Below are 24,262 nucleotides of genomic sequence, written 5' to 3'. Positions count from 1 at the left end.
CCAGTTCTGGGGTCGCCACGCACGGGCGTTCCACGACTCGACGGAGGGATGCCCCGTGATCGGAGCGCAGGAGGCCCTGGACATCTTCGCCTTCTCCGTCAGGGACGGCTTCGTCCAGGTGAGTGCCTTCGTCGCGATCACGGTCCTCGTCTTCAGCTACGTGCAGTATCGCACCGGCGGGCGGATGGTCACGTGGCTCGAGAACCACGAGCGACTCCAGCCCGTCGCTGGCGCACTCCTCGGGCTGACGCCGGGCTGTGGCGGCGCGATCATCGCGATGCCGCTGTACATCCGCGGGACGATCAGCTTCGGGACGGTCGTCGCGACGCTCGCTGCGACTGCCGGCGACTCGGCGTTCGTCATCCTCGCACTGGCGCCCGAGGCCGCGATCTACGCGTACGGCCTCGCCTTCGTCTCGGCGGTGCTCTTCGGGTACGCGATCGACCTGTACGGCCTCGGCGTCGGTCGCGTCGACAGCGCGGTTGAGCGAGTCAGCCGGCCGATGACCGACGGGGGCTTCGCGACGACGAGCGTGGCCGAGGGCGGTCCGAGTATCCCCGGCTACGACACGGGCGAGTACGGATCGGCGAGTACCCACGGCCACTCCCGGTCGTCCGGCACGGATCGCGCGTCCGAGGACGAGTCGTGGCTGCACGAACCGATGAGGACGATCAGCCACGGCGTCCACGTGCTCTGGTGGATCGTCGCGTTCGCCGGCCTGGTCGCCGGCGTCGAGTATCTGCGTCGCGGTGCGCCGGAGGTCGCCATGGAGCTCGGGCCGACCTTCTTCGGTCTGTTCACCGTCGCCGGACTCCTCGGGACCACGTCGTCGTTCTACCTCCACTTCGTCGGCCGGCGGTACATCGGCGAGGGCGAGGCCGGTCGCGTGCGCGAGAGCTTCGCCAGCACCTACGAGACGTTCCAGCACGCGGCGATGGAGACGGCGATGGTGACGGTCTGGGTGATCGCCGCCTACCTGCTCTACGAGTACTCGATCGCGATCTTCGCGCTGGACGTCGGCGCACTCGCCGCGGCCGCGGGCATCTTCGCCCCGATCGCCGGCGCCATGCTCGGACTGATCCCGGGCTGTGCGCCACAGATCGTCTTCGCGACGCTGTACGCCGAGGGGGAGATCCCCTTCTCGGCGCTGACGGCGAACGCGATCAGCCAGGACGGCGACGCGCTGTTCCCACTGCTGGCGATCGACGCGAAAGCCGCCATCATCGCGACGATCTACACGACGATTCCGGCCCTGCTCACCGGCGTCGCACTGTACTTCTGGTGGCCCTTCGCCAACTTCGGGTTCGGGGTGGCCTGAATGTACGATCGCATCGTTCTCGCCACCGACGGCAGCGAGCCGGCTGCAGCGGCGGCCCGGCACGCGATCGAACTCGCCGCGGCGACAGACGCGACCGTCAACGCGCTGTTCGTGGTCGACACCGACACGGGCTGGCTGACCGTGTCGAAGGCCGACGTGCGGGACTCGATCCGTGAGATCGGCGAGGGGGCGAGCCGGGAGGCGCTCCAGCAGGTCGAACCGCTCGCGGCCGAGGCCGGGGTTCGACTGGAGACGGCCGTTCGCGAGGGCTCGCCGGAGGCGGAAATTCTGGCGTACGCCGAGACGGTGGACGCCGACCTCGTCGTCCTCGGCACGCACGGACACAGCGCCCTGAAGCGCCGGCTGCTCGGTAGCGTCGCCGAACGCGTGATCAACGGCGCCGACGTGCCGGTGACCACGATTGGGGTGCCAGCGGGGACCGAGAGCGCTCCTCCCGACGATGGTTAATAACTGAACGGCCTTCCTTTACCAAGGTTAGTCAGTCATGGCCGCTATTTTCGCAGCTAGATTAATAACGTGGCGTCGGCTAGCTCGAACCGATGACTGACGACGCTGTCGAAGGGGCTGCCAATACCGATGGAGCTTCCAGTGTCGGTGGAGCTTCCGGCGTCGATCGGGCGGACTCCGCTCCCGGGACCGACGCCACGCTCGAACTGCGACTCTCGGTTCCGGAAATGGACTGTGCCTCCTGTGCGGGCAAGGTCGAGAACGCCCTCGACGTCGAGGGGGTCTCCGCAGTCGACACGCGCCCGATGACGGGGAGCCTGAAGCTCCAATACGATCCCGCGATGGTCGACGTCGACGAGATCGTCGCGGCGATCGAAGCGGCGGGCTACGAGGTCGTCGATCCTCCCACGGGCGAATCCGGTTCGACTACGGCCGAGGGGGAGGCAGATCACACGGCCGAGGCGACCGGGGCCGGTACGGGCGGCGACGGGCTCTTGACGAGTCCGCGAGCGCTGAAGACCTGGATCGCCGGCGCGTTGCTCGCGATCGGTCTCGGCCTCGAGTTCGTCGTCTCGGGCTCGAACCTCCACGTCGCGAGCGTCCTGGGCAGCGAGCTTCACCTCGCGGACGTGCTGTTCCTCGGCGCGGTCGCAGTCGGTGGCCAGGCAATCTTCCGCGGGGGCTACGTCTCCGCCCGGCAGCTGAACCTCGACATCGACTTCCTGATGTCGACCGCGATCGTCGGCGCGATCGTCGCGAGCGTCGGGTTCGGCGAGGCGCTGTACTTCGAGGCCGCGACGCTCGCCGTCCTCTTCTCGATCGCGGAGCTGCTGGAGACTGCCTCGATGCAACGGGCCCGCAGCTCCTTCGAGGAGCTGATCGAGCTTTCCCCCGACGAGGCGACCGTCCGGCGTGGCGGGGAGGGCGGCGAGGAGGCCCGGGAGGAGACGATTCCCGTCGCCGACCTCGCACTCGGCGACGTCGTGCTCGTCCATCCCGGCGAGAAGATCCCTGCGGACGGCGAGGTGATCGAGGGCGAGAGCGCGGTGAACCAGGCCCCGATCACGGGCGAGTCGGTGCCGGTCGACAAGACCGTCGGCGACGAGGTCTACGCGGGGACGATCAACGAGGAGGGCTACCTCGAGATCGAGGTCACGGCGGAGGCGAGCGATACGACGCTCTCGCGGATCGTCGAGCTCGTCGAGGACGCCCAGGCGAACAAGACCGAGCGCGAGCAGTTCGTCGAGCGGTTCGCGAGCTACTACACGCCCGCAGTCGTGGCGTTCGCGATCCTCGTGACGCTCGGCACGCCGTTCGTGATGGGCGTCACCTGGCCGACGGCGGTCGTCTACGGCCTGACGCTGCTCGTGCTCGCCTGCCCCTGCGCGTTCGTCATCTCGACGCCGGTCTCGGTGGTCTCGGGGATCACCTCCGCCGCGAAACACGGCGTCCTGATCAAGGGTGGAAACCACCTCGAGGCGATGGGAGCCGTCGACGCCGTGGCGTTCGACAAGACCGGGACGCTGACGAAGGGGGAGCTGACCGTGACGGACGTCGTGCCGCTCAACGGCAACGACGAGGACGACGTCCTGCGCTGTGCGCAGGGGCTGGAGGCTCGCTCGGAACACCCCATCGGCGAGGCGATCGTCGCGGAAGCAGGCGAGGCCGGCTTCGACGCTGGCGAGCACGAGGTCGCCGAGTTCGAGTCCATCACCGGCAAGGGGGTCCGCGCTGAGCTTGGCGGCGAGCCCCACTTTGCCGGCAACCCCGGGCTCTTCGACGAACTGGGGTTCGACCTCTCGCACGTCCACGCGACGACGGACGGGGGCGTGGTGACCCGGACCGCCCAGCAGCTCTGCGAGCGGAACAACTGTCTCGACCTGCTCGACGGGCTGGTGCCCAAGCTCCAGTCGGAGGGCAAGACCGTCGTGCTCGTCGGGACCGAGGACGAACTCGAGGGCGTGATCGCCGTCGCCGACGAGGTCCGTCCGGAGGCGAAGCGCACGATCGAGGCGCTGCGCGCGCTGGGCGTCGATCGGACCGTGATGCTCACCGGCGACAACGAGCGGACCGCCAGCGCGATCGCCGAACAGGTCGGCGTCGACGAGTTCCGCGCGGAGCTGCTCCCCGAGGAGAAGGTCGACGCCGTCGAGGAGCTGGACGCAGCGACGGAGGGCGGCGTGGCGATGGTCGGCGACGGCATCAACGACGCCCCCGCGCTCGCGACCGCGACCGTCGGCGTCGCGATGGGCGCGGCCGGCACCGACACCGCCCTCGAGACCGCCGACGTCGCGCTGATGGGCGACGACCTCTCGCGCCTGCCCTACCTCTACGAGCTCGCCGGCGACGCCAACGGCGTGATTCGGCAGAACATCGTCTCCAGTCTGGCCGTGAAGGCCGCGCTCGCGCTGGCGGTGCCGTTCGGGCTGGTGCCGATCTGGCTGGCGGTGCTCGCCGGCGACGCGGGGATGACCATCGGCGTGACCGGGAACGCGATGCGGCTGTCGCGGGTGGCGCCGGACGCTCTATCCGGAGCAGAATAGCCAGAAACGGCTCTCGCGGAGTGACCGAGCAGCTATTCATCTCGCTCTACGGTTCGGGGTCCACGTTCGACTTCCTCCGCTCGTTCGAGGAGTTCCCGATGGAGACCGATCGCTTCCTGTGATCGCCCCGTATTCCATTCGGAGAGTTTCCAGCCAGACGTTGTCCGATCGCCTGGCTCGCTGGACAGCCCGTCCCCTCGCTTCTCTCGCAGAGTATCCGTCGCCTGCCCCTCAGTCGATACCTCCTCCTCCTCGGCGGCGAAGCCACGCATCTCGTTGGCCGACGGAACTCGTTCGACGATGACCTGGTCATCTGCCGTCTCTCGAAAACAGACCTTTCCCGGGGTATCGATCCCGAGCCTTCCCAGGAACCACTCCGGGATAGTGACCTGGCCGCTTTCCGTCACGGAGACGACCTGCTCCTCGGGGCCGTCCGGCGGGTCAGGTTCGTCCATGGTTTGATTTCAGTTCTCCTTTTCCAAGAATGTGGCTCAAAGTAGCGTCGGATTAGTGGACGATCGATCCGTGTTGACTTTCGGGTCGATCGGTCGCATTCGGCGGGACGGCTAAGTGACTCCCCGACGCAGCCACAGCCATGAAGATCTACACCGGCCGGGGCGACGAGGGGATGACCGACCTCCGGGACATGTCCCGCGTCTCGAAGACGAGCCCGCGGATCGAGGCCTACGGCACCGTCGACGAGCTGAACGCGATCGTCGGCACCGTCCGCCCCTCCGAGTTCGAGGACGTCGAGGACGCCCTCGCCGCGATCCAGAACCACCTCCACGTCGTGCAGGCGGACTTCGCGAACCCCGATCCCGACGAGGACGATCCGGTCGTGCGCGAGGAACACGCCGAGGAGCTGGAGACGTGGATCGACGAGTTCCAGGAGGAGCTGGAGCCCCTGGAGTCGTTCATTCTGCCCGGCGGGAGCGAGGAGGGCGCGAAGCTCCACCAGGCGCGGGCGGTCTGCCGGCGCGCGGAGCGAAGGGCCGTCGACTTCGCGTCCGCGGAAGGCGCGAACGCGGCCGCGATCGTCTACCTGAATCGGCTCTCCGATCTGCTGTTCGTTGCAGCGCGGCTGGTGAACCAGCGGACTGGCGTCGAGGAGGAAAATCCGACGTACTGAGCGAAAGCGAGCGAGATCGCCGGGTCGTATGGTCGTGATTCGACGGCCCAATATTGACTGCCGTCAGTCGATCGGATCGTCGACGAGCGTCTCGAGAAACGACCGCCCCTCCACGACCGCCGTCGCCTCACCGACGTCCGTGGCTTCGAGCACGTCGTCAATTGCGCGCTCGGCGACCGTATCGCTGACCAACACCGTCACCGCTGTGGTTCGCTCGGCCGCGTACTGCTAGGCGAGTCCGGCGAGCACGGCGTCGGTGACCTCGACGTCGTCCTGGGTGACGTCGTCGGCCGAGAGGCTGGCCATACGCTCCCGCGTGCTGTCGATCACCGACGAGACCGTCGGATTCGAGAAGTCGACCGCCGCCCGCGCCAGCCAGCCTGCGTCCTGGGCGGCACGGAGTCGATCCCGGTGGTAGCGATACGCCCCCGGGCTCTCGCCGAGTTCCTCGGCGACGTGGTCGGGGATTCGGACCGCGACGTCTCGGCGCTTCACGTATCGCTCGAAGGCCTGGTATTTGTCGTTGGACGGTCCGCCCATGGCGAAGAGGACGCTGCTATCGAGGATCGCAACACTCTCGCTCGGCAGATCGACGCCCGGCATCAGTTCGCCGGATCGAGATACGGATCGTACTCCGCCGCCGATTCGATCACGTCCTTCAGGGCAGTGATGATGGTCATGCCCTCGACGGGGTGCACGTCGAGCTTGTTCGCAGCTGTTCGCTGGGTGAGCTCCCCGTTCCGGACGCGGAGCGCGTAGTGGAGCGCGGCTGCGAGCTTCGGAACGCCCTGCCGATCGACGAAGACCCGGATGTCCTCGGTGTCGACCTGCCGCCCGATCGCAGCCACGAGTGCGGGCGTCACGACGACCTCGCCGTGATCGGTGTCCAGGGTGAGGTGGATCGGCTCGACGGTGAGCAAGGCTGGCGTCTCGTCGTCGTGACGCGTCAGAATTCCCTGTTCTTCGAGTTCCCCCACGTACTTGTAGGTCGTCGAGTGGGGCAGATCGAGCGCGTCCTTGACGGCGTCGACGGTGACGGGACCGGTGCGGAGGACGTGAACGTAGAGCCGTGCGAGCTGCGGCGTCGTGAGTAGCTCTGCGTAGGTGAGGAGGGCTCCCACCGTGTCCTCGGGATCGGCGGCATCGACAAATCGTTCGTCCGTCGACATTACAATCTATATTCTATGTACTGTGTATTAATGCTGTTGCCGTGCAGCCGTTCGGCCGCACGGATTCTCGCCGCGGAACGTCACTCCAGCGCGTCGAAGGTCTTCTCGGCCCACTTCACCGCGAACGGCGCGCCGCGATTCTGGTAGGCCTCGGTGTCCAGTGCTGCGTAGGGCGCCGGCAGCTCCAGCGCGTGCTTGACCGCAGCGCAGGCGAGCTCCGCGGCGTCGGGGAACTCCGTCTCGCCGCGGGCGACCTCCCCAGGGAGCCCGTCGAGCCTGCCCTCCAGTCGATCGCCGGCGTCCTGCCAGGCATCGCCGAGCCTTGCCTGCTCCTCGTCGTCGGCTCCGACCCATCCGGCGAACACGTCCCGGGTGTGGAGCCCCAGCCAGGCGTCGTACAGCGCCGCCGCGAGCTGGTACGTTCCGGCGGGCGCCAGCGGCGTCGCCTCCGCGAGGTCGGGGTAGTGGCCGCGGAAGAATCCGAGGAAGTGCTCCGACGGCGGACTCGTCGGAGGCGGCGATCCGGGACCGCCGGTCTCGACGCCCTCGTCCGCGACGCCCGGCACCTGCACGTCCAGTCCGAGTTCGACCAGCGCGTCGGCGAGCAGGAAGTCGACGAACGAGTCGGGCGAGCCCTCGATCCGGGGCTTGACCAGCACCGTCGGCGGCTCGGTCTGGCGGGTCCAGACGACGCTCCCGTCACCCGGCGCGCCGATCGTGAAGTCGCTCCCGGCGTACTGGGTCAACAGCGCCGGCGGATCGGCGGGCAGCCACGCCGCCGGGTAGCTGTGGGGCACCAGCCGATCGACGAGGAGGCCGAGGTCCTCCGCGACGGCGGGATCGAGCGTCTCGAAGTCCGTCTCGACGTCGAACACCTGCGCGTCCGGAGCGTGGCGCTCCCGGACCGCCTCGACCGCCGGCGAGAGCTCCCGTTCGGTGAACATCAGACGAGATACATGCCGACGAGCGCAAGCGTCAGCACGGCCGCGATGACGACCGTCGAGAGCACGATCTTCGTGGACTCGCTCATGCGAAATCGTCCGTGGGGGTCGGTGAAACGCTTTCCGATCGACTCGAGTAGGAGGGTAGGTGGTGGGATACTGCCTGTTTGCGGAGTTGCTTCTGGGCGCTCCGAAAGCCCCAGAGCGCTCGATACACCGTCGGAGCAAGCTCCGACGAGGTCACACTCGCTTCGCTCGCGTGACTCCCGGGGCTCGCTGCGCGCTTCACTCGGTCGTGCCTCCCTCGCTCCAGTGCTTATTCCGAAAGACATCGCTTCGCTCGTCTTTCGGCGTTCGCCTCGCGTTGCTCGGCTCACCTTCGCCCGGGGACAGCCGAGTCGCCCTGCCCCTTTCGAAGTCCCACCCACCGCACCTCGATCCTCCCCAACCTCCTCCCTCGCGTACGCTCGGTCGTCCCTCGCACGCTACGCGGCTGCTGACGCAGCCGCGAAACGCGCGCCACTGCACCCACCGGAGTATCGGCCAACGACACGAACTCCGGGGTGGGGCTCCGGAAGGGGCCGACCGCTCGTCGGTTTAGGCGAAGGTGAGCCGAGCAACGCGAGGCGAACGTCGAAAAGCGAGCGATAGCGAGCTTTTCGGAATAAGCACCGCAGGCGAGCGCCAGCGAGCCGAGGAGCGCAGCGAGCGTAAACCGTCGAGCGGGAGGGGGCTTCCGTAGGCGAAAACTGAACCAAATTCTCCAGCAGTCCATCCCAATTTCCACGCACGTTTTTCTCGCGGGAGGCCGTCGATCAGACTGTCATGCTACACCGACGCACACGACCGCCCTGTACTCACAGCGGTGATCGCGGATGAACGACTCGCTGCGGGGCCTCCTCGGGCTCGCGATCACGATGGTCGTCGCGGCGATGACGGCAGCGGCGGCCGTGATCCTCTTCTGGTACCTCCCGGGTTCGACCACCGAGCTGCTGGGCGTGTTGCTCGCGATCGGTGCGACGATCCTGGGGCTCCGAGTGGGACGCTCGATCGCCAGCGACGCGCTGTCGAGCTACGACGTCGCGGAGGTCGGCGTCGAGGGGCCAATCGTGCGCGAGGACGGCGGCTCGCCGCTGCCCTCCGCGCCGACGGCTGCCGCGGCCGACCAGATCGTCGAGCAGATCGAGCGCGCGGACGAGGACGGCGGGGTCGACGCCCTGGTCCTCCACCTGAACACGCCCGGCGGCGAAGTCGTGCCGAGCGAGGACGTCCGCGCGGCCGCCGAGTCCTTCGACGGGCCGACGATCGCCTACACGAGCGACCTCTGTGCCAGCGGCGGGATGTGGATCGCCAGCGGCTGCGACGAACTCTGGGCGCGCGAGGGCTCGATGGTGGGCTCCGTCGGCGTCAGATTCTCCCAGACTCGCTTCGACGAGTTCGCCGAGGAGCACGGCATCAGCTACGAGGGGATCGTCTCCGGCGAGTTCAAGGACGCCTCCGGCGCGCCGTTCAAGCCCCTCGAGGACGCCGAGCGCGAGTACCTCCAGGGGCTCTCCGACGCGTGGTACGACCAGTTCGTCGAGCGGGTCGCCGAGGCGACCAACCTCGACGAGGCCGCGGTCCGCGACACCGAGGCGAAGGTCTACCTCGGGATCGACGCCGCGGAGCTCGGGTTCGTCGACGAGCTCGGGGACCGCGACGCCGTCGAGGTGGCGCTCGCCGAGGAGCTGGACCGGCCCGAGGTGACCGTCGAGCGGTTCGAGCCCCAGCGCTCCCTTCCCCAGCGGCTCCAGGGCGGCGCAGCGTCGATGGCGTACGCCTTCGGTGCCGGGCTCGCCGCCGTGGTGTCGGGCGATCGCCCGGAGATGCGGTAAGCGTTCGACCGGCCGGAATCGCCGAATCGGCGCCCAGCCCGCCCTCGCCGTCGTCGTTTTCCCGGCCGCCATGGTTTTTTCTCCCCGGCGAGTGCTGTTTGGCCATGGACGTCGTGGCGTACGATACGATCGAGCCGCTCGTCATCTTCGCGGCGAGCGACCTCGATCGGCGGGCTGCCACGACCATGATCGGCGAGGGGGTCGATCTGCGCTGCGTCGACGGGATCGCCGACGCCCTCGCGGTGATCGACGGGGCTGCGGGCGAATCCGTGCGGATCCAGGACGGCGCGACCGGGTCCGGTGGTGCCGGCGAGGCCGCGAGCGACGATCCCGCCGGGACGGAGGCCGACGAGCGGGTCGACTGCGTCGTGACCGCCGATTCGCTACGCGACGGCTCCGGGATCGATCTCGCGTCGGCGATCCGCGACCGCGACGACGACCTCCCCGTGCTCTACGTGCCCGCCACTGGGAGCGTCGAGGACGCGGAAGCTGCCACGGCAGCGGGGGCGACCGTCTACCTGCCCCGGGACCGCGCGGCCGACGGCGAACTCAGGGAACGCATCGACGACGTCGTCGACCACTACGATCGCCGCCGCCAGCTCGCTCGCGAGCGACGGATGTTCGAGGCGCTCCTCGAGAGCGCGCCGCTCCCGCTGTACGTCAAGGACGCCGAGGCGCGTCACGTCGCCGTCTCCTCCTACGTCGCCAGCGGGTACGAGCGCTCGCCGCTCGGTGCGACCGACGTCGAGCTGTACGGCGAGCACGACCCCCGGGCGATCGACAGCTATCGCGACGACTGCACCGTGATCGAGACCGGCGATCCGATCCTCGAGAAGGAGGCGCCCGGCACCTCCGCCGATGGCGAGGAGGGCTGGTACAGCACGACGAAACACCCCTTGCGGACGGCCGACGGCGACGTCCAGGGGCTCGTCGGCGTCACGAGACCGATCACCGCGATGAAGGAACGCGAACGCCAGCTCGAGCGCCAGCGCTGGCGGCTCCAGCAGTTCGCGCAGTTCACCTCGACGGAGCTGCGCGAACCCGTCACCGCGGCGCTGGACGCCCTCGACCGGGCGCGAGCCGCGGACGGATCGCTCGTGGCGGACGCCGATCCGTCACTCGACGAGATCGACGACGCGCTCGACCGGATGCAGTCGCTGATCGACACCCTGCTCACGATGGCCCGGCCGCAGTCCGAGCCGGCCGAGCTCGACTGGATCGACCTCGAAGTGGCCGTCCGCCAGAGCTGGAACGCGATCGAGGACGTCGACGCCACGCTGGAGTGCGCCATCGACGAGCGCCTCGAGATCCGGGCGGATCCCGACCAGCTCCACCGGTTCCTCGAACAGCTATTCCGGGACGCCCTCGAGTCGGACGCCGCTGTGGCCGAGGGCGACGCCGCCGGCGCCAGCAGCGTCACGCGCGTTCGCGTCGGACTCACCGAGATGGGGTTCGCCGTGGAGGACGACGGGCAGTTCCGCGAGTACGACGAGGACGCCGAGTTCGACTACCAGGGCGCCGGCCACCGGGTAGCGATCGCCCGCGACATCGCGGACGCGCACGGCTGGTCGATCGGGACCACGCGGGGCAGGGACGACGGGACCCGGTTCGTCGTCGAGGACGCGCTGTTCCGCCCCGCCGGCCTCCCGACCGCGATCGAGGGGTCGTCGATCCCGCTCGATCGCTCCGGCGACGTCGGCGACGCGGCGCCGCCCGGCGACGCGACGCAATCTCCGCCCCGGGACGACGCGGGAGCTGCCTGGACGGTTCTGGGCGGCGGTCGCAACGTCTGGCAGGACGTCCGGGAGTTCCACGGCGTCTGGGCGGCCGTCGAGGGCGACGTTCGCGTCGAGGCCCGGGTGACCGATCTCGAGCCGGTCCACGAGCGCTGCAAGGCCGGGGTCGCGCTGTTCGATCCAGCCGACGGCGGCGTGCTGTCGTCACTCGGGCTGACCGGCACCGTCGAGACGGAGTCGATCGGGCGCTCGAGGGCGGACGAGCCGATCACCGGGTCGGTCGTCCCCGGCTGGGAGGGCTCCGGGCTGTACTACCGGATCGACCGCGTCGGCGATCGAACGGTCTGCTCCGTCTCCGACGACGGCGAGGACTGGACCGTCGTCGACCACCGGCGGTTCCACGGCCCGGAGTCCGTCGCGGCCGGGCTGGCGGTCTGTAGCCACTCGCCGGAGCGGCTGACCACCGCGTCGTTCGAGGCGGTTCGCGTCGTGGAGCTGGAGGTGAGCGAGTAGTGGAGTTCGCATCGCCGGACTGGCGACCGATCCGCGTGGCCGTCGTCGGGGACACCGACGGCCTCGCCGGTGTCTCAGCTGATGACCTCGCCGGTGTCTCCTCTGGCGATCTCGCCGGTGTCTCCTCTGGCGATCTCGCCGGTGTCTCCTCTGGCGATCTCGCCGATGTCTCCGCTGACGATCTCGCCGATGTCTCCGCTGACGATCTCGCCGCCGTCCCGGCCGACGCCCTCGGGGACGCTGAGGACGTCGCCATCGAACGACTTGCGCCCGAGCGAGTGCTGGAGCGCCTCGAAGCAACGTCCGTGCGGATCGACCCGCCGGCCGACCGGATCGACTGCGTCGTCTGCCCGAGCGATCCGGGCGAGTGGGCGACTGCGTCGTTCGTCGCTGCCGTTCGCGAGACCGATCCCGACGTCCCGGTGATCGTCCACCCGGAGACTGGCTCCGTCGAGGAGGCAGCCGCCGTCACCGCGGCGGGAGCGTCGCGCTACCTCCGGCAGCCGAGCGGTGATCCCGCAGCCGACGGGGATTCTGGGAGGACGCAGGCGCTACTCGAGGCCGTCCGCGAGCTCGCCGACCGGCACGACGCCGTGCGCACCGACCAGCTCTGCAGCCAGCTCCTGACCGCGCTCCTCGACGACCTCCAGCTGGCGATCTTCTTCAAGGACCGGGACGGCCGCCACGTCTGTGCGTCCTCGCGGGTCACCAGTTCGCAGTCCGAGTCGGTGCTGGGCAAGACCGACGTCGACCTCTACGAGGACGAGATCGGCGAGCAAGCCGTCGCCGGCTACCGCGACGACCTCGCTGTCGCGCGCGACGGCGAGCGGATCGTCGAGAAGGAGGAACGCCACGCGACCGGTCGCGGCGAGGTCAGCTGGCTCCGGACGACGAAGGTCCCGTGGTTCGACGACGCGGGCGACCGCTGTGGCCTGATCGGTATCACCGAGTCCATCGACGAAGCGAAGGCCCGCGAGGCGGAGCTCGAGCGGGAGCGCAAGCGGCTCGAGGCGTTCGCGAGCTTCGCGTCCCACGACCTCCGGAACCCCGTGAGCATCGCGAGTGGCTATCTGGAGCTCGCCCGGGAGACCGGCGATCCCGAGACGCTCGAGAACGTCGCTGCGTCGCTCCACCGCATGGACGAGCTCATCGACGACATTCTCGCACTCGTCCAGCCGGGAACGCCCGACGAGGCGCTGGCCTGGCTCGACCTCCGGGAAGCGATCGAGGCGACCTGGGAGCGAATCGACGCGCCGGCGGCCTCGCTCACCGTCGCGGTGCCGGCCGGGATCGAGATCCTGGCCGCGGACGGGCTGTTCAGGCAGCTCGTCGAGAACCTGCTGAAAAACTCGGTCCAGCACGCCGGCGCCGAGGTCGCCATCGAAGTCGGCCTCACGGCGACGGGCTTCTACGTCGCGGACGACGGCCCCGGCGTCGACGCCGAGAACCCCGACCGCGTCTTCGAGTACGGCTACACCGAGGGCGGCACCGGCCTGGGGCTGGCGATCGTCGAGGAGATCGCCGAGTATCACCGCTGGGAGCCCGCCGTCGGCGAGCCGATCGACCACACGGTGTCGGTCCCCGAGGTGGCCGACGAACCCCCGACGGCCCGCGGCTACGACGGCGCCTGCTTCGCGTTCGGGCGGTGCATCCTCCGGACCGACGCCCATCGCCGTGCCGTGGCGGGCGAGCCCGTCGATCCCTCGGAATCGGTCGACGTCGGTCCGGAGACGATCGCCGGTTCCACGCAGCGCGTCGACTCGGACGCTGAAAACGACGTTCTCGCTGGCCTCGACGAGCCGACCGGCCCCGACGCCTGGCGCGTCGAGGGCGGCGGGAAGAACCTCTGGCGGGACGTCGAGGGGTTCCACTTCGGCTACGCTCACGTCCCGAGCGACGCCCGGGTCGTCGCCCGGCTGGCGTCGTTCCAGCACGCCAGCGAGTACTCGAAAGCGGGGGTGCTCGTCGCCGACTGGCCCACGTCGGAACAGCCACTCTCTTTCCTGGGATCGATCGGCGCCCACGGCTGCGAATCGATCTACCGAACGGCCCCCGGCGACCTCCTTATGCTCCGGAACTACCCCGACCGAACCGACGTTCCGATCTGGCTGCGACTCGACCGCGTCGGCCCGCGGGTGACCAGCTACGTCTCCGCGGACGGCGAGGACTGGACGCCGATCGACCAGCACGTGCTCGCGCTCGAGGGGTCCGTCGTCGCCGGACTGGCGGTCTGTAGCCACAACGCGAACCGCCGCTCGACGGCCGTCTTCGACCACGTGCGGATCACGCCGCTCACGACGCGATCGGAACCGCCGTCCGGTGGGTAGATCCGCCGGCTCCAGTCCCCTCCGAAACGCCCGACAGCGCGGCGCTCCCGGCGTCCCGGAACCCTTTTGCACGGCGACCGGCAGATAGCTCCCAATGAGCGACCTCGAGGAGGAGTACCGTCTCGATTTCTTCGAACGGGAGGGGTTCGTCCGGCGCGAGTGCGTCGACTGTGGCGCCCACTTCTGGACCCGCGACGAGGCCCGCGAGACGTGTGGCGAGCCGCCCTGTGAGACGTACACCTTCATCGACGACCCCGGTTTCGCCGAGGAGTACACGCTGGAGGAGATGCGGGAGGCCTTCCTGTCGTACTTCGAGGAGCACGGCCACGAGCGCATCGACCCCTACCCTGTCGCGGCGAACCGCTGGCGCGACGACGTCCTCCTGACGCAGGCGTCGATCTACGACTTCCAGCCGCTGGTCACGTCGGGCGAGACGCCGCCGCCCGCGAACCCGTTGACGATCAGCCAGCCCTGCATCCGGATGCAGGACATCGACAACGTGGGGACCACCGGGCGGCACACGATGGCCTTCGAGATGATGGCCCACCACGCGTTCAACGCCCGGGAGGACGTCGAGAACCCCGACCAGTACGCCTACGAGGGTGAGGTCTACTGGAAGGACAGAACCGTCGAGCTCTGCGAGGGCTTCTTCGAATCCCTTGGAGCGGACCGCGAGGGGATCACCTACATCGAGGATCCGTGGGTCGGCGGCGGCAACGCCGGGCCAGCGATCGAGGTCATCTACGAGGGCGCTGAGCTGGCGACGCTCGTCTTCATGTCGATGGAGCAGGACCCCGAGGGCGAGTACGAGCTCAAGGACGGGAACCGCTACTCGAAGATGGACACCTACGTCGTCGACACGGGCTACGGACTCGAGCGCTGGACGTGGGTGAGCCAGGGGACGCCGACCGTCTACGAGGCGATCTACCCCGACCAGATCGCGTTCCTGAAAGAGAACGCCGGGATCGAGTTGACCGAGGAAGAAGAGCGGATCGTCCACGACGCCGCCGCGCTCGCCGGCAACATGGACATCGACGAGGCCGAGGACCTCGAGGCTGCCCGCGACGAGATCGCCGCCGAGGTCGGCGTCGACGTCGCGGACCTCGAGGAGCTCGTCGAGCCCCTCGAGACGATCTACGCGATCGCGGATCACTGCCGCACGCTCGCGTACATGCTCGGCGACGAAATCGTCCCGAGCAACGTCGGTACCGGCTACCTCGCGCGGATGGTGCTCCGGCGGACCAAACGGCTCGTCGACGAGGTCGGCGTCGACGCGCCGCTGGACGAGCTCGTCGACATGCAGGCCGAGCGCCTCGAGTACGAGAACCGCGACCACATCCGCGACGTCGTCCGGACGGAGGTCGAGAAGTACCGCGAGACGCTCGAACGCGGCCGCCGGAAGGTCGAGGACATGGCCGCCGAGCACGCCGAGGCTGGCGAGCCGATCCCGACCGCGGAGCTCGTCGAGCTCTACGACTCCCACGGCATCCAGCCGGACATGGTCGAGGAGATCGCCAGCGAACACGGCGCCGACGTCGCCGTACCCGAGGACTTCTACGGCCAGGTCGCCGCCCGTCACGACGAGGAGGCTGGCGGGATCACGGCCGCCGACGCCGACGAGCGCTTCGCCGACCTCCCCGAGACGGAGACGCTCTACTACGACGACCAGCAGGGCACCGAGTTCGAGGCAGTCGTGCTGGATGTCTTCGAGCGCGAGGAGGGCTACGACGTCGTCCTCGACCAGACGATGTTCTACCCGGAGGGCGGTGGCCAGCCGCCGGATCACGGCACGCTCACCAGCGACGACGCGACCGTCGAGGTCAGCGACGTCCAGATCGAGGACGGCGTGATCCGTCACCGGACCGACGCGGAGATCGACAAGGGCACGATGGTCCGCGGCAAGCTCGACGTCGACCGCCGCCGCCAGCTCATGCGCAACCACACCGCGACGCACGTGGTGATCCACGCCGCGCGGCAGATCCTCGGCGACCACGTCCGGCAGGCAGGCGCGCAGAAGGGCGTCGACTCCTCCCGCATCGACGTCGCCCACTACGACCGGATCGACCGCGAGGAGGTCAGGCAGATCGAGCGACTGGCCAACGAGATCGTGATGGCGAACGTCCCGGTCAGCCAGGAGTGGCTCCACCGCAACGACGCGGAGGCCGAGCACGGCTTCGACCTCTACCAGGGCGGCGTCCCGCCGGGCGAGCAGATCCGCATCATCACCGTGGACGCCGACGTCCAGGCCTGCGGTGGCACGCACGTCGCCCGCACCGGGGACATTTGCGCGATCAAGGTCCGCTCGACCGAGCGCGTCCAGGACGGCGTCGAGCGCCTGACGTTCTCGGCGGGCACCGCCGCGATCGAGGCCACCCAGCGGACGGAGGATGCGCTCTACGACACCGCCGACGCGCTGGACGTCGATCCCCAGGACGTGCCCGAGACGGCCACCCGATTCTTCGAGGAGTGGAAGGCCCGGGGCAAGCGAATCGAGGAGCTCCAGGAGGAGCTCGCCGAGGCCCGCGCAGGTGGCGGGGACGACGACGCCACGGAGGTCGAGGTCGGTGAGACCACCGCCGTGATCCGCCGGATCGACGCCGAGATGGAGCAGCTACGCGCGACCGCGAACGCACTCGTCGAGGACGGTCAGATCGCCGTCATCGGCAGTGGTGCGAGCGGTGCGCAGTTCGTCGTCGGCGTCCCCGATGGGAGCGCCGTCAACGCCGGTGAGGTCGTCAGCGAGCTGGCGAGTCGCGTCGGCGGCGGTGGTGGCGGCCCGCCGGACTTCGCGCAGGGTGGCGGCCCCGACGCCGACCAGCTGGACGACGCGCTCGAGGACGCGCCGGAGATCCTGCAGGCGGTCGTCGACGCCTGAGGCTCCGGCGAATCAGCGTAGACTGAATTTCCCACCGCGTTTCAGCTGCCGCTACCGCTACAGCGACAGGCAGTTCGACCGCCCCTGGGGTGTCGCGCCCCTCGCAAATCCTCCGGGTGGGACTGGGAGTGGGCTTCCAAGGCGGATACGGTCTCGCGCACCGTACGAACTGTCTCGAAACTCCGTCGTAGTCAGTCCAGGTAGGACGTAACTGCCCCTGTCACTGATTCCAGTCGATCCTTCGTGAGCGCGCCGACGCCTCGATCGACGTCGGCGTGTTTCAGCGTCGTCAGGAACCACGGCGAGACGTAGCTCGTTCGTGGGAGTCCACCGATCGCCCAGGCGTCGTCTTCGTCGATCGCGACCGTTCCCGGACGATCCGTCGTGGTAATTCCAGCGACGAGGTACTCTTCGCCGTGGAAGGGATGGCGGTCGTCGCTGAGGACGAGCCAGGGCCGGCCGCTCCCCCGGAACAGGCCGTCGTGCCAGACGACGTGTCCGCGATCGAACGCGTCGTCCCGTGGCGTCTCAGTCGCCATCGTCGGCCTGCCGGGGATCGACCGCCGTCGCCTGCCATTCGCCCCAGTCCTCGTCGCCGAAGCGGTCCCGGGCCGCGGTCGTGCCGTGGAGGGCTCCCGCGAACGCGGCGAGACGGTCGTCGTCGCCGATCGCCCAGTAGGGTTCCCTGTGACGAACCAGCGAGCGGTCCTCGAGTCGAGAGAGCGTCGCCCCGACGCTGTTCCGTGGGACGCCCGTCTCCTCGGCGATTTCTTTCGGCGTGAACCCCGATTCGGGATGCTTCGCGAGGAACTGGAGGATCGCGTACGCGTTCGATCCCTCGGTGAACGAGAGTCGCTGTTCCTCGTCCCCGGGGTCGTAGGACTCGAACTCGACCGGCATAGTACAGAGATCGTACTCGTTTGTAATAGAAATTCTGGTCGTACAGGTATGTACTACCTCACTCGGCGCCTACTGATCGCCGACTACTCCCAATCCTTCTCGCCGGCCTCGACCGCGACCTCCAGCCAGTTCTCCTCGGGCGGCAGCGGACACGAGAACGTCTCGCTGTAGGCACAGAACGGCGAGTACGCGAGGTTGAAATCCACCGGCACGACGTCGCCGGTCTCCAGCGCCCGCTCGGCGTCCAGATCCATGTACCGGCCGCCGTCGTAAGTCTGCGGGCCGGTCGTCTTGTCGCGGAACGGAACGAAGATCGCTGCCTCGCCCAGCTCCTCGTCGGGCTGCTGGTAGCCGTGGAGCTCGACCTCCGCTCCCTTCAACTCGAACGCGAACGTGACCACGCGGTCGTAGCGGATCGACCGGCCGTCGCTGGTGTCGAGTTCGAGCTGCTCGGGATCCTCGTGGACGGTCACCTCGGTCTGGACGCGGAACTCGGGGTCGGGGTCGAAGTAGTCGAGCCCGTCGAAGTTTTCGCGTTCCTCCGGCGGGATCGGCGACTGGCGGTGCTCGTCGAGGAACTCGTCCTTCTCGGCGCGGCTGGCCTCGAGGTCCTCGGCCCAGCCCGGCGGCGTCTCGCTCATGGGCGAATGTGGGCCGCGAAGCCGGATGAACCCCGCGGCTCGGGCGCCCGGCGAGCCGCCTCCCCCAATCTCCACTTCCACCGAGCTTCTGGCGTCCGCTTAACCGTTACCGACGGTAACGGCTATTCACTCGCTGGCGCCGTGCACCGGCACCCCGTGCTGGGGCGCTCGCGGCCCACGCCGAGCCACAGCCATGTCCGACCACCCACCGCCCCTCTCGACCCGCGTTCGTCGTCTCGCTGCCGCAGCGGTCGCGCTGGCCGGCACGTTCGCTGCGCTGCAATCAGTCTACGGCTCGACCCTCCTCGCCGCCGGCGTCGTGCTCGCGATTCTCGCACTCGCGGCGCTGGGCGTCCGGTAGTGCCGACGGTCCGCCCACGTCGTTCGGCTGGATCGCCGACCGCACGAGTAAAGCGGCCCCGTCGGCAAGCCGCCAGCAATGAGTTCCGAGGAGGACGCGGACGCCGACGGCGATCCCGGTGCTTCCGCCAGCGACCGCGATCTTCCCGACGGCGTCTCGCTTCCGGAGGACCTCGACGCCGTTCAGGACGCGCTGCTCTCGTGGTATCGCGAGGACCACAGATCGTTCCCGTGGCGGGAGACCACCGACCCGTACGCGATCCTCGTCTCGGAGGTCATGAGCCAGCAGACCCAGCTCTCCCGCGTCGAGACCGCCTGGGCCGCGTTCCTCGACCGGTGGCCCGATCCGGCAGCGCTCGCCGACGCCGATCGCGCCGACGTCGTCGCCTTCTGGACCGACCACAGCCTCGGCTACAACAACCGTGCGAAGTACCTCCACGAGGCCGCCCGGCAGATCACCGAGGAGATGGACGGTGAGTTCCCGACCGACCCGGACGGCCTCCAGGCGCTCCAGGGCGTGGGCCCCTACACCGCCAACGCCGTCGCGTCGTTCGCGTTCAACGAGGGAGATGCGGTCGTCGACACGAACGTCAAGCGAGTCGCCTACCGTGCCTTCGGCGTCCCGGACGACGACGCGGCCTTCGAGGCCGCCGCCGCTGCGCTCATGCCCGAGGGCGAGTCCCGCGACTGGAACAACGCCATCATGGAGCTCGGTGGGGTCGCCTGCGAGAAGACCCCAAGCTGCGACGAGGCGGGCTGTCCGTGGCGGCAGTGGTGCGGGGCGTACCACACCGGCGACTTCACCGCCCCGGACGTCCCGACGCAGCCGCCCTACGAGGGCAGCCGGCGGCAGAAGCGCGCGCGGGTGCTCTCCGCGCTGAGCGAGCACGGGCCCCAGGAGCTGGACGATCTCGGGCCACGCGTGCGGGTGGACTACGCGCCCGACGGGGAGGGCGACGGCAGCCGGGAGTGGCTCCGTGGACTCGTCACGGACCTGGTCGACGACGAACTGGTCGCTATCGAGGACGGCGTCGTCGAGCTTCGCACGTGAGTGAGAATCGCGGGCGCGTCGGTTCCCTGCGGAAATCCCGTCCGACGGTCGGTGATCCCGGCGCTACAGCCGCGAGCCGATCGCCGCACCGAGGCCGCCGAAGAGCACGGGGTAGAGCAGTCCCATCGTCGCGATGGTCGCGACGCTGAGCATCGGCGTGACGGTCGTCGTCGACAAGCCGAACCAGCCGCTCTCGGAGCTGACCTCGAACAGCTGGGTGCCGATGACGGTCAAGAGCACGTAGCCGCCGGCCATCGCCGCGCCGCCGACCGCCGCGGCGTCGGGGTCGTTCCGTGCCGCGACGCGCGCGAGCGCGATCCCGACGAGCACGAGCACCACGATCGGGACGGCGTAGTAGACCACGTCTGCGAGGTCCGTCATGCTCCCAGCGATCATGCTCCCGGTGTCGCTGGCGGAGCCGATCGGCCCCGTCTGCTTCGCCTTCGACCTCGCGAAGTGGGCGTTGTACATGACGTTCCCGCCGAAACCGATGGTGTCGTCGGGGCTCTCCGCCCCGGCGACGAGCCCGACGATCACCACGAGGTTCACGACCCAGGCGACGAGACCGGCGACGATCCCCTGGGCGATCGGTGCGCGGTCAAGCAGACTCCCACTGTTCGCTGGTGACATCGTCGGTGCGATACCGGAGGTGCGGCATAAGCCTTGTCTGGCACCGTCGGAGCGCCGTGCTCATACTCGTGCACCAACGTAGCTCTCTGTATGTCGGATCCCCACGTCGTCGCCATCACGGGCAGTCTCCGCGAGACCAGCTACACACGCATCGCGACGAACCGTGCACTCGACGGTGCCGAGCGTGCCGGCGGCACCACGGAGTTCGTCGATCTCCGGGAGTACGACCTGCCGATCTTCGACGCGGACCACGACGAGGCCGGTGACGCGGCGGAGCTCACCGAGCGGATCCGTGGCGCCGACGCCGTCCTGCTCGGCACGCCGATGTACCACGGCTCCTACGCCTCGCCGCTGAAGACCGCGCTCGACTACTGCGGGTTCGACGAGTTCGAGAACGAGACGGTGGGGCTGCTGGCGGTCTCCGGCGGCGGGTTTCCGACGCCCGCGCTGGAGCACCTTCGCTCCGTCTGCCGCGCGCTCAACGCCTGGGTCCTCCCGCACCAGGTCGCGATCCCCCGGGCACGCAACGAGATCGAGGACGGCGAGATCCACGACGACGACCTCGACGAGCGAACGCTCGTGCTCGGCCGGCGAGCGGTGCAGTACGCCGACATCGAAGCCGATCCCGACTCCTTCGAGAGCGACCAGAACGTGGGCGCCGAATAGGCGGTAGACGGCGGTTCGCGCTGGCACGCTCCGCCGCTGCAGACCGCCCTGGCCGACGTGATCGCTGCGCTGTGGGTGTCTGGCCAGTAGCGGCTCCACGAACCCGCACATTTTCGGCCGCACACGACCCAGAGCGCACGACTAATGGGGCCCGTCGTCCAAGCGCGGTCAATGAACGCAGAGACCCGCTCCTGGGTCGAACTCCTCGCCCTCCAGCTCGCGGGGCTGGTCGTCGCCACGCACGTCTACTGGGGGCTGGACCGCTTCACCGAACAGCTCCGGTACAGCGTCTACGTCGACCCTCGACCATTCCTGTTCGTGCTCTCCTCAGCAGCGATCATCGCCGGTGTGGCCTACGTCGCGCTCGGCGGGCGGCGCAAACCAGTCTACCTCCTCGGGATCGCGCTCATGGTCGTCTACGTCCTCGGCTACTGGGGCTGGCACCTGATGGGTCACCTCCCGGCGCTGCCCTGGGTCGAGAACCAGTCTCATCCCCATCCGGAGTGGGGGCCATTCGAGACGCTCTACCGGCACCTCGCGGAGGACGCGCTGGCGCTCGTCTCGAAGATCGCGGAGGTCGCACTCGCGATCGTGCTCGCGGTGCTCTGGCTCGACCGACGCGGGAGCGAGGCCGGGGCTGGTGCGGACCCTGCCCCCGCGGCGGACGGGGAGTCAGCTGCCGAAGCTGATTCCGGAGCGGACGGGGAGCCCGAGGCCGACCGTTCGTGACGACTCCCGAGCCCTACCGCACGGTCGCCGGGCGGGCGAGTGCGGCCTTCGAAGTCCAGGGCTCGGAGTTTCTCGGCTACGTCGCGCCCGTCGAGAGCGAGGGAAAGGCGGAGGCGTTCGTCGCCGAAATCGAGGCCGACCACGACGACGCGACCCACGTCGTCCCAGCCTATCGCGTCAGGACGGAGGACGCGTACCTGCGCGAGTACAGTTCCGACGACGGCGAGCCCGCCGGATCGGCGGGCAAGCCGGCGCTCAACGTCCTCCAGGGCCAGGAGCTCGAGAACGTCGCGGTCGCGATCGTCCGGTACTACGGCGGGACGAACCTCGGCGTCGGCGGGCTCGTTTCGGCCTACGGTCGCGCTGCGGCGGAGGCGATCGACGCGGCCGGCGTCGTCGAGCGCGAGCCCCACGAGCAGTTCACCGTCACCGTCGCGTACGACGACTCGGGCTCGGTCCGGTCGATCCTGGAGGGCGGTCCCGGGGAGTTCGACGCCGCGTACGAGGAGCGGGTGTCGTTTTCCGTCTCGGTGCCGGTCGCGGCGGCTGCGTCGCTCCGGGATCGGATCCGGAGCGCGACCAGCGGTCGCGCGGAGATCGAGTAGCAGCGGGCTTGCGGGCGCCCTCGTGGTACGCGACGCGGTCCGTTGCTGTGGCCGCTTCCGCCCCGAACGCTTAGGTGCCACCCGCCGAAGGCCGGCGTATGCGCACGGTCGAGGTCTCGCAGTTCGTGCAGGCGCCGCCGGGGGTCGTCGAGCGCGAACTCGATCCGGCGTCGATCGTGGAGCACGAGGGGAGCTTCCAGGTCCGCCACGTCGAGGAGCGCGACGGCGACGTCTACGTCGTCGCCGGCGGCACCGGCCTCGAGCTCTCCTTTCGCTTCGAGCTCCGCGAGGACGGCATCTTCTACGAGCAGGTCGAGGACGAGGGAGCGCCCCTGGAGACGATGGAGACCGAGCTTGCCTGGCGATCCGAGAACGAAGGGACTCGCATCGACGCGACCTCGACGGTCAGCATGGGCGTCTGGCCCCACTCGATCTCGGACCGGATCGCGGGCTGGAAACGTCGCGGCGAGCTCCGGCGTGCGCTCGGCTCGGTCGCCGAGACCCTCGGTTGAGCCGGGTTCCGTTCCACTGATCGGTGGCGAGCGGTTCTGTCTCACCCGCGCACAGCCGGGCCGGCGTTTAACCGGCTGGCCGCCGAACGCCCCACTATGCGCATCCTTGGCACGGTCAAGGAGGTCTTCCAGGCCTCGAACCAGACCACCACGACCGACGACTCGAAGGGCGCCTACTGGTGTCACGACTGCCAGGAGCCAATCCGCGACGCCGACGTCGAGGGCGACGCAGCGCCGGACTGTCCGGCGTGTGGTGATTCGATGACGTTCGAGCGCTCGACGGACGGGGCCGACTGCGCCTGTTGAGAGATCGAGCGGACGAGCGCAGCGTTCGCTGCGTCGTGAGGGCCCGCGCTACCGCGTGATGACGTGCGTGATCGCCATCAACAGGAGCGTCGCGATCGCGAAGCGCGTGAGCGTGAACGACACCACCTCGAGGAACTCCAGCCCCCGGAGTATCATGTAGACGAACGCCGCCGAGAGCACCAGGTTCATCGCGAAGTGGACTCTGGGGTCGCCGCGACTCTGCATGGCCGGGTGTGCGCGGCGGTGCGTCTTAAGTCCCGGCTATGGGTGGGTGACAGGGACGTGAATGATGAGAATAGGTGAATGTCTAATTCAGCGACGTCCGAAAGCCCCAGAACGCTCGGAATCCCGGGCACCGTCGGAGCTCGCTCCGACGGGCTTCGCCTCGCGTTCGCTCGGTCGTCCACCGGAAGACGTCGCTTCGCTCGTCTTCCGAGCCCTCGTTCGCTTCGCTCACGAGGACCTCGCACGCTACGCGGATGCTTGCGAACCCGCGAAACGCGCGCCACTGCGCTATCCACCGGAGTTTCGTGTATATCAAATTTACAGAGGGTGGGGCTTCCGTAGCGGTCTGTCGTAGACGGACGAATCACCCAGAACGCCCATCGTTAACTTCCCACACGCCGAACTAGCCGCGAATGGAGCTACGGAACAGCGACGGCAGCCCGATCGACCCGGTGCCGTTCCTGGTCGTCGCGCTGCTCGGCATCTGCGTCGCGATGGCGTGGGGCCCGCTCTACCTCGTGAGCCACGGGGTCGGTGAGCCGCTCGCGATCGCGATCTCCGGGGTCGTCGCACTCGGGACGGTCGGGGTCGCCTTCCACCGGTACGTCTGGACGGAGAACCCCGACCGCCGCGAGGAGGTCCCCGTCGGTGACCGGTTTCGGACGCTGCTCTACGCGATCCTCGCTGGCGTGCTCGTCTTGCTGGCACTGATCGCGCTCTTGTACGTCTAATCGGCGATCCGAT

General features: G+C 68.9%; 24 protein-coding genes and 1 pseudogene. 16 read left to right on the top strand and 9 right to left on the bottom strand.

Going from position 1 to position 24,262, the window contains the following annotated elements; all coding sequences use genetic code 11:
- Positions 1-55 precede the first annotated feature (55 nt).
- The 3 genes from ACZ5KP_RS07480 to ACZ5KP_RS07470 all read left to right on the top strand — a co-directional run bounded on the left by ACZ5KP_RS07480 (position 56) and on the right by ACZ5KP_RS07470 (position 4,329).
- Positions 56-1,318, top strand: coding sequence for a putative manganese transporter (locus tag ACZ5KP_RS07480; protein ID WP_460922959.1), 1,263 nt, complete (start codon positions 56-58; stop codon positions 1,316-1,318).
- Positions 1,319-1,786, top strand: a complete 468-nt coding sequence (locus ACZ5KP_RS07475; RefSeq protein WP_460922961.1) for a universal stress protein — start codon at positions 1,319-1,321, stop codon at positions 1,784-1,786.
- Positions 1,787-1,878: 92 nt separating this feature from the next.
- On the top strand, positions 1,879-4,329 hold the full coding sequence (locus ACZ5KP_RS07470) for a heavy metal translocating P-type ATPase (protein WP_460922963.1): 2,451 nt from the start codon (positions 1,879-1,881) through the stop codon (positions 4,327-4,329).
- Between the two features lie 32 nt (positions 4,330-4,361).
- On the opposite strand, the gene ACZ5KP_RS07465 is transcribed toward ACZ5KP_RS07470, so the two are convergent.
- On the bottom strand, positions 4,362-4,784 hold the full coding sequence (locus ACZ5KP_RS07465; protein ID WP_460922965.1) for an AbrB/MazE/SpoVT family DNA-binding domain-containing protein: 423 nt from the start codon (positions 4,782-4,784) through the stop codon (positions 4,362-4,364).
- Between the two features lie 140 nt (positions 4,785-4,924).
- Here ACZ5KP_RS07465 and ACZ5KP_RS07460 point away from each other — a divergent pair, with 140 nt between their 5' ends.
- A complete protein-coding gene (locus tag ACZ5KP_RS07460) occupies positions 4,925-5,458 on the top strand; it encodes a cob(I)yrinic acid a,c-diamide adenosyltransferase (protein WP_460922967.1) in 534 nt (177 codons plus the stop codon).
- A 63-nt stretch (positions 5,459-5,521) separates the two neighbouring features.
- Here ACZ5KP_RS07460 and ACZ5KP_RS07455 read toward each other — a convergent pair.
- From ACZ5KP_RS07455 to ACZ5KP_RS07445, 3 genes and pseudogenes are all read right to left on the bottom strand, one after another.
- A pseudogene (locus tag ACZ5KP_RS07455) lies at positions 5,522-5,998 on the bottom strand (hypothetical protein).
- A 62-nt stretch (positions 5,999-6,060) separates the two neighbouring features.
- Positions 6,061-6,627: a DUF7437 domain-containing protein gene (locus ACZ5KP_RS07450; protein WP_460922973.1), complete on the bottom strand. Its 567-nt coding sequence runs from the start codon at positions 6,625-6,627 to the stop codon at positions 6,061-6,063.
- A gap of 80 nt (positions 6,628-6,707) precedes the next feature.
- Complete coding sequence (locus tag ACZ5KP_RS07445; RefSeq protein WP_460922975.1) at positions 6,708-7,571, bottom strand: DUF7089 family protein; 864 nt, start codon at positions 7,569-7,571, stop codon at positions 6,708-6,710.
- 872 nt (positions 7,572-8,443) lie between these two features.
- On the opposite strand from ACZ5KP_RS07445, the gene ACZ5KP_RS07440 reads away from it, so the two are divergent.
- From ACZ5KP_RS07440 to alaS, 4 genes are all read left to right on the top strand, one after another.
- On the top strand, positions 8,444-9,442 hold the full coding sequence (locus ACZ5KP_RS07440; protein ID WP_460922977.1) for a S49 family peptidase: 999 nt from the start codon (positions 8,444-8,446) through the stop codon (positions 9,440-9,442).
- 104 nt (positions 9,443-9,546) lie between these two features.
- Positions 9,547-11,691, top strand: a complete 2,145-nt coding sequence (locus tag ACZ5KP_RS07435; RefSeq protein ID WP_460922979.1) for a sensor histidine kinase — start codon at positions 9,547-9,549, stop codon at positions 11,689-11,691.
- Positions 11,691-14,018, top strand: coding sequence for an ATP-binding protein (locus tag ACZ5KP_RS07430; protein ID WP_460922981.1), 2,328 nt, complete (start codon positions 11,691-11,693; stop codon positions 14,016-14,018). The genes ACZ5KP_RS07435 and ACZ5KP_RS07430 overlap by 1 nt, the downstream gene beginning before the upstream one ends.
- Before the next feature lie 94 nt (positions 14,019-14,112).
- Positions 14,113-16,893 carry an alanine--tRNA ligase gene (alaS, locus tag ACZ5KP_RS07425; protein ID WP_460922983.1) on the top strand — a complete coding sequence of 927 codons (2,781 nt, stop codon included), beginning with the start codon at positions 14,113-14,115 and terminating at the stop codon, positions 16,891-16,893.
- 191 nt (positions 16,894-17,084) lie between these two features.
- On the opposite strand, the gene ACZ5KP_RS07420 is transcribed toward alaS, so the two are convergent.
- The 3 genes from ACZ5KP_RS07420 to ACZ5KP_RS07410 all read right to left on the bottom strand — a co-directional run bounded on the left by ACZ5KP_RS07420 (position 17,085) and on the right by ACZ5KP_RS07410 (position 18,434).
- Complete coding sequence (locus tag ACZ5KP_RS07420; protein WP_460922985.1) at positions 17,085-17,432, bottom strand: type II toxin-antitoxin system PemK/MazF family toxin; 348 nt, start codon at positions 17,430-17,432, stop codon at positions 17,085-17,087.
- Positions 17,422-17,793: a MarR family transcriptional regulator gene (locus tag ACZ5KP_RS07415; protein ID WP_460922987.1), complete on the bottom strand. Its 372-nt coding sequence runs from the start codon at positions 17,791-17,793 to the stop codon at positions 17,422-17,424. The genes ACZ5KP_RS07420 and ACZ5KP_RS07415 overlap by 11 nt, the downstream gene beginning before the upstream one ends.
- 83 nt (positions 17,794-17,876) lie before the next feature.
- Positions 17,877-18,434: a DUF1684 domain-containing protein gene (locus ACZ5KP_RS07410; protein ID WP_460922989.1), complete on the bottom strand. Its 558-nt coding sequence runs from the start codon at positions 18,432-18,434 to the stop codon at positions 17,877-17,879.
- A gap of 193 nt (positions 18,435-18,627) precedes the next feature.
- On the opposite strand from ACZ5KP_RS07410, the gene ACZ5KP_RS07405 reads away from it, so the two are divergent.
- Complete coding sequence (locus ACZ5KP_RS07405; RefSeq protein WP_460922991.1) at positions 18,628-18,795, top strand: hypothetical protein; 168 nt, start codon at positions 18,628-18,630, stop codon at positions 18,793-18,795.
- 78 nt (positions 18,796-18,873) lie between these two features.
- The gene (locus ACZ5KP_RS07400) at positions 18,874-19,845 is read left to right on the top strand and encodes an HhH-GPD family protein (RefSeq protein ID WP_460922993.1); all 972 of its coding nucleotides are present in this window, start codon (positions 18,874-18,876) and stop codon (positions 19,843-19,845) included.
- A 63-nt stretch (positions 19,846-19,908) separates the two neighbouring features.
- Here the strand turns inward: ACZ5KP_RS07400 and ACZ5KP_RS07395 are convergent, their stop codons facing one another.
- Complete coding sequence (locus ACZ5KP_RS07395; protein ID WP_460922995.1) at positions 19,909-20,475, bottom strand: DUF7978 family protein; 567 nt, start codon at positions 20,473-20,475, stop codon at positions 19,909-19,911.
- 90 nt (positions 20,476-20,565) lie between these two features.
- Between ACZ5KP_RS07395 and ACZ5KP_RS07390 the strand changes: the two genes are divergently transcribed.
- The 5 genes from ACZ5KP_RS07390 to ACZ5KP_RS07370 all read left to right on the top strand — a co-directional run bounded on the left by ACZ5KP_RS07390 (position 20,566) and on the right by ACZ5KP_RS07370 (position 23,293).
- Complete coding sequence (locus ACZ5KP_RS07390) at positions 20,566-21,141, top strand: NADPH-dependent FMN reductase (protein ID WP_460922997.1); 576 nt, start codon at positions 20,566-20,568, stop codon at positions 21,139-21,141.
- A gap of 171 nt (positions 21,142-21,312) precedes the next feature.
- Entirely contained in the window at positions 21,313-21,870 is a 558-nt protein-coding gene (locus tag ACZ5KP_RS07385) for a hypothetical protein (protein WP_460922999.1), read from the top strand.
- The gene (locus ACZ5KP_RS07380) at positions 21,867-22,475 is read left to right on the top strand and encodes an IMPACT family protein (protein ID WP_460923001.1); all 609 of its coding nucleotides are present in this window, start codon (positions 21,867-21,869) and stop codon (positions 22,473-22,475) included. The genes ACZ5KP_RS07385 and ACZ5KP_RS07380 overlap by 4 nt, the downstream gene beginning before the upstream one ends.
- A 98-nt stretch (positions 22,476-22,573) precedes the next feature.
- Entirely contained in the window at positions 22,574-22,987 is a 414-nt protein-coding gene (locus tag ACZ5KP_RS07375) for an SRPBCC family protein (RefSeq protein WP_460923003.1), read from the top strand.
- A 96-nt stretch (positions 22,988-23,083) separates the two neighbouring features.
- The gene (locus ACZ5KP_RS07370; RefSeq protein ID WP_460923005.1) at positions 23,084-23,293 is read left to right on the top strand and encodes a hypothetical protein; all 210 of its coding nucleotides are present in this window, start codon (positions 23,084-23,086) and stop codon (positions 23,291-23,293) included.
- Between the two features lie 48 nt (positions 23,294-23,341).
- On the opposite strand, the gene ACZ5KP_RS07365 is transcribed toward ACZ5KP_RS07370, so the two are convergent.
- Positions 23,342-23,518 carry a hypothetical protein gene (locus tag ACZ5KP_RS07365; RefSeq protein ID WP_460923007.1) on the bottom strand — a complete coding sequence of 59 codons (177 nt, stop codon included), beginning with the start codon at positions 23,516-23,518 and terminating at the stop codon, positions 23,342-23,344.
- Between the two features lie 413 nt (positions 23,519-23,931).
- Between ACZ5KP_RS07365 and ACZ5KP_RS07360 the strand changes: the two genes are divergently transcribed.
- Positions 23,932-24,249, top strand: coding sequence for a hypothetical protein (locus tag ACZ5KP_RS07360; RefSeq protein ID WP_460923009.1), 318 nt, complete (start codon positions 23,932-23,934; stop codon positions 24,247-24,249).
- Positions 24,250-24,262 lie beyond the last annotated feature (13 nt).

The organism is Salinarchaeum chitinilyticum (assembly GCF_055390775.1).
The sequence above is the reverse complement of the archived record's forward strand: the minus strand, read 5'-3'. Positions and strand labels throughout refer to the sequence as shown.

Bases quoted from the DNA above. Each gene is read 5' to 3' on its own strand.
- ACZ5KP_RS07475 (WP_460922961.1), top strand. From the start codon at position 1,319: ATGTACGATCGCATCGTTCTCGCCACCGACGGCAGCGAGCCGGCTGCA.
- ACZ5KP_RS07470 (WP_460922963.1), top strand. From the start codon at position 1,879: ATGACTGACGACGCTGTCGAAGGGGCTGCCAATACCGATGGAGCTTCC.
- ACZ5KP_RS07465 (WP_460922965.1), bottom strand. From the start codon at position 4,784: ATGGACGAACCTGACCCGCCGGACGGCCCCGAGGAGCAGGTCGTCTCC.
- ACZ5KP_RS07460 (WP_460922967.1), top strand. From the start codon at position 4,925: ATGAAGATCTACACCGGCCGGGGCGACGAGGGGATGACCGACCTCCGG.
- ACZ5KP_RS07450 (WP_460922973.1), bottom strand. From the start codon at position 6,627: ATGTCGACGGACGAACGATTTGTCGATGCCGCCGATCCCGAGGACACG.
- ACZ5KP_RS07445 (WP_460922975.1), bottom strand. From the start codon at position 7,571: ATGTTCACCGAACGGGAGCTCTCGCCGGCGGTCGAGGCGGTCCGGGAG.
- ACZ5KP_RS07440 (WP_460922977.1), top strand. From the start codon at position 8,444: ATGAACGACTCGCTGCGGGGCCTCCTCGGGCTCGCGATCACGATGGTC.
- ACZ5KP_RS07435 (WP_460922979.1), top strand. From the start codon at position 9,547: ATGGACGTCGTGGCGTACGATACGATCGAGCCGCTCGTCATCTTCGCG.
- alaS (WP_460922983.1), top strand. From the start codon at position 14,113: ATGAGCGACCTCGAGGAGGAGTACCGTCTCGATTTCTTCGAACGGGAG.
- ACZ5KP_RS07420 (WP_460922985.1), bottom strand. From the start codon at position 17,432: ATGGCGACTGAGACGCCACGGGACGACGCGTTCGATCGCGGACACGTC.
- ACZ5KP_RS07415 (WP_460922987.1), bottom strand. From the start codon at position 17,793: ATGCCGGTCGAGTTCGAGTCCTACGACCCCGGGGACGAGGAACAGCGA.
- ACZ5KP_RS07410 (WP_460922989.1), bottom strand. From the start codon at position 18,434: ATGAGCGAGACGCCGCCGGGCTGGGCCGAGGACCTCGAGGCCAGCCGC.
- ACZ5KP_RS07405 (WP_460922991.1), top strand. From the start codon at position 18,628: ATGTCCGACCACCCACCGCCCCTCTCGACCCGCGTTCGTCGTCTCGCT.
- ACZ5KP_RS07400 (WP_460922993.1), top strand. From the start codon at position 18,874: ATGAGTTCCGAGGAGGACGCGGACGCCGACGGCGATCCCGGTGCTTCC.
- ACZ5KP_RS07395 (WP_460922995.1), bottom strand. From the start codon at position 20,475: ATGTCACCAGCGAACAGTGGGAGTCTGCTTGACCGCGCACCGATCGCC.
- ACZ5KP_RS07390 (WP_460922997.1), top strand. From the start codon at position 20,566: ATGTCGGATCCCCACGTCGTCGCCATCACGGGCAGTCTCCGCGAGACC.
- ACZ5KP_RS07385 (WP_460922999.1), top strand. From the start codon at position 21,313: ATGAACGCAGAGACCCGCTCCTGGGTCGAACTCCTCGCCCTCCAGCTC.
- ACZ5KP_RS07375 (WP_460923003.1), top strand. From the start codon at position 22,574: ATGCGCACGGTCGAGGTCTCGCAGTTCGTGCAGGCGCCGCCGGGGGTC.
- ACZ5KP_RS07370 (WP_460923005.1), top strand. From the start codon at position 23,084: ATGCGCATCCTTGGCACGGTCAAGGAGGTCTTCCAGGCCTCGAACCAG.
- ACZ5KP_RS07365 (WP_460923007.1), bottom strand. From the start codon at position 23,518: ATGCAGAGTCGCGGCGACCCCAGAGTCCACTTCGCGATGAACCTGGTG.
- ACZ5KP_RS07360 (WP_460923009.1), top strand. From the start codon at position 23,932: ATGGAGCTACGGAACAGCGACGGCAGCCCGATCGACCCGGTGCCGTTC.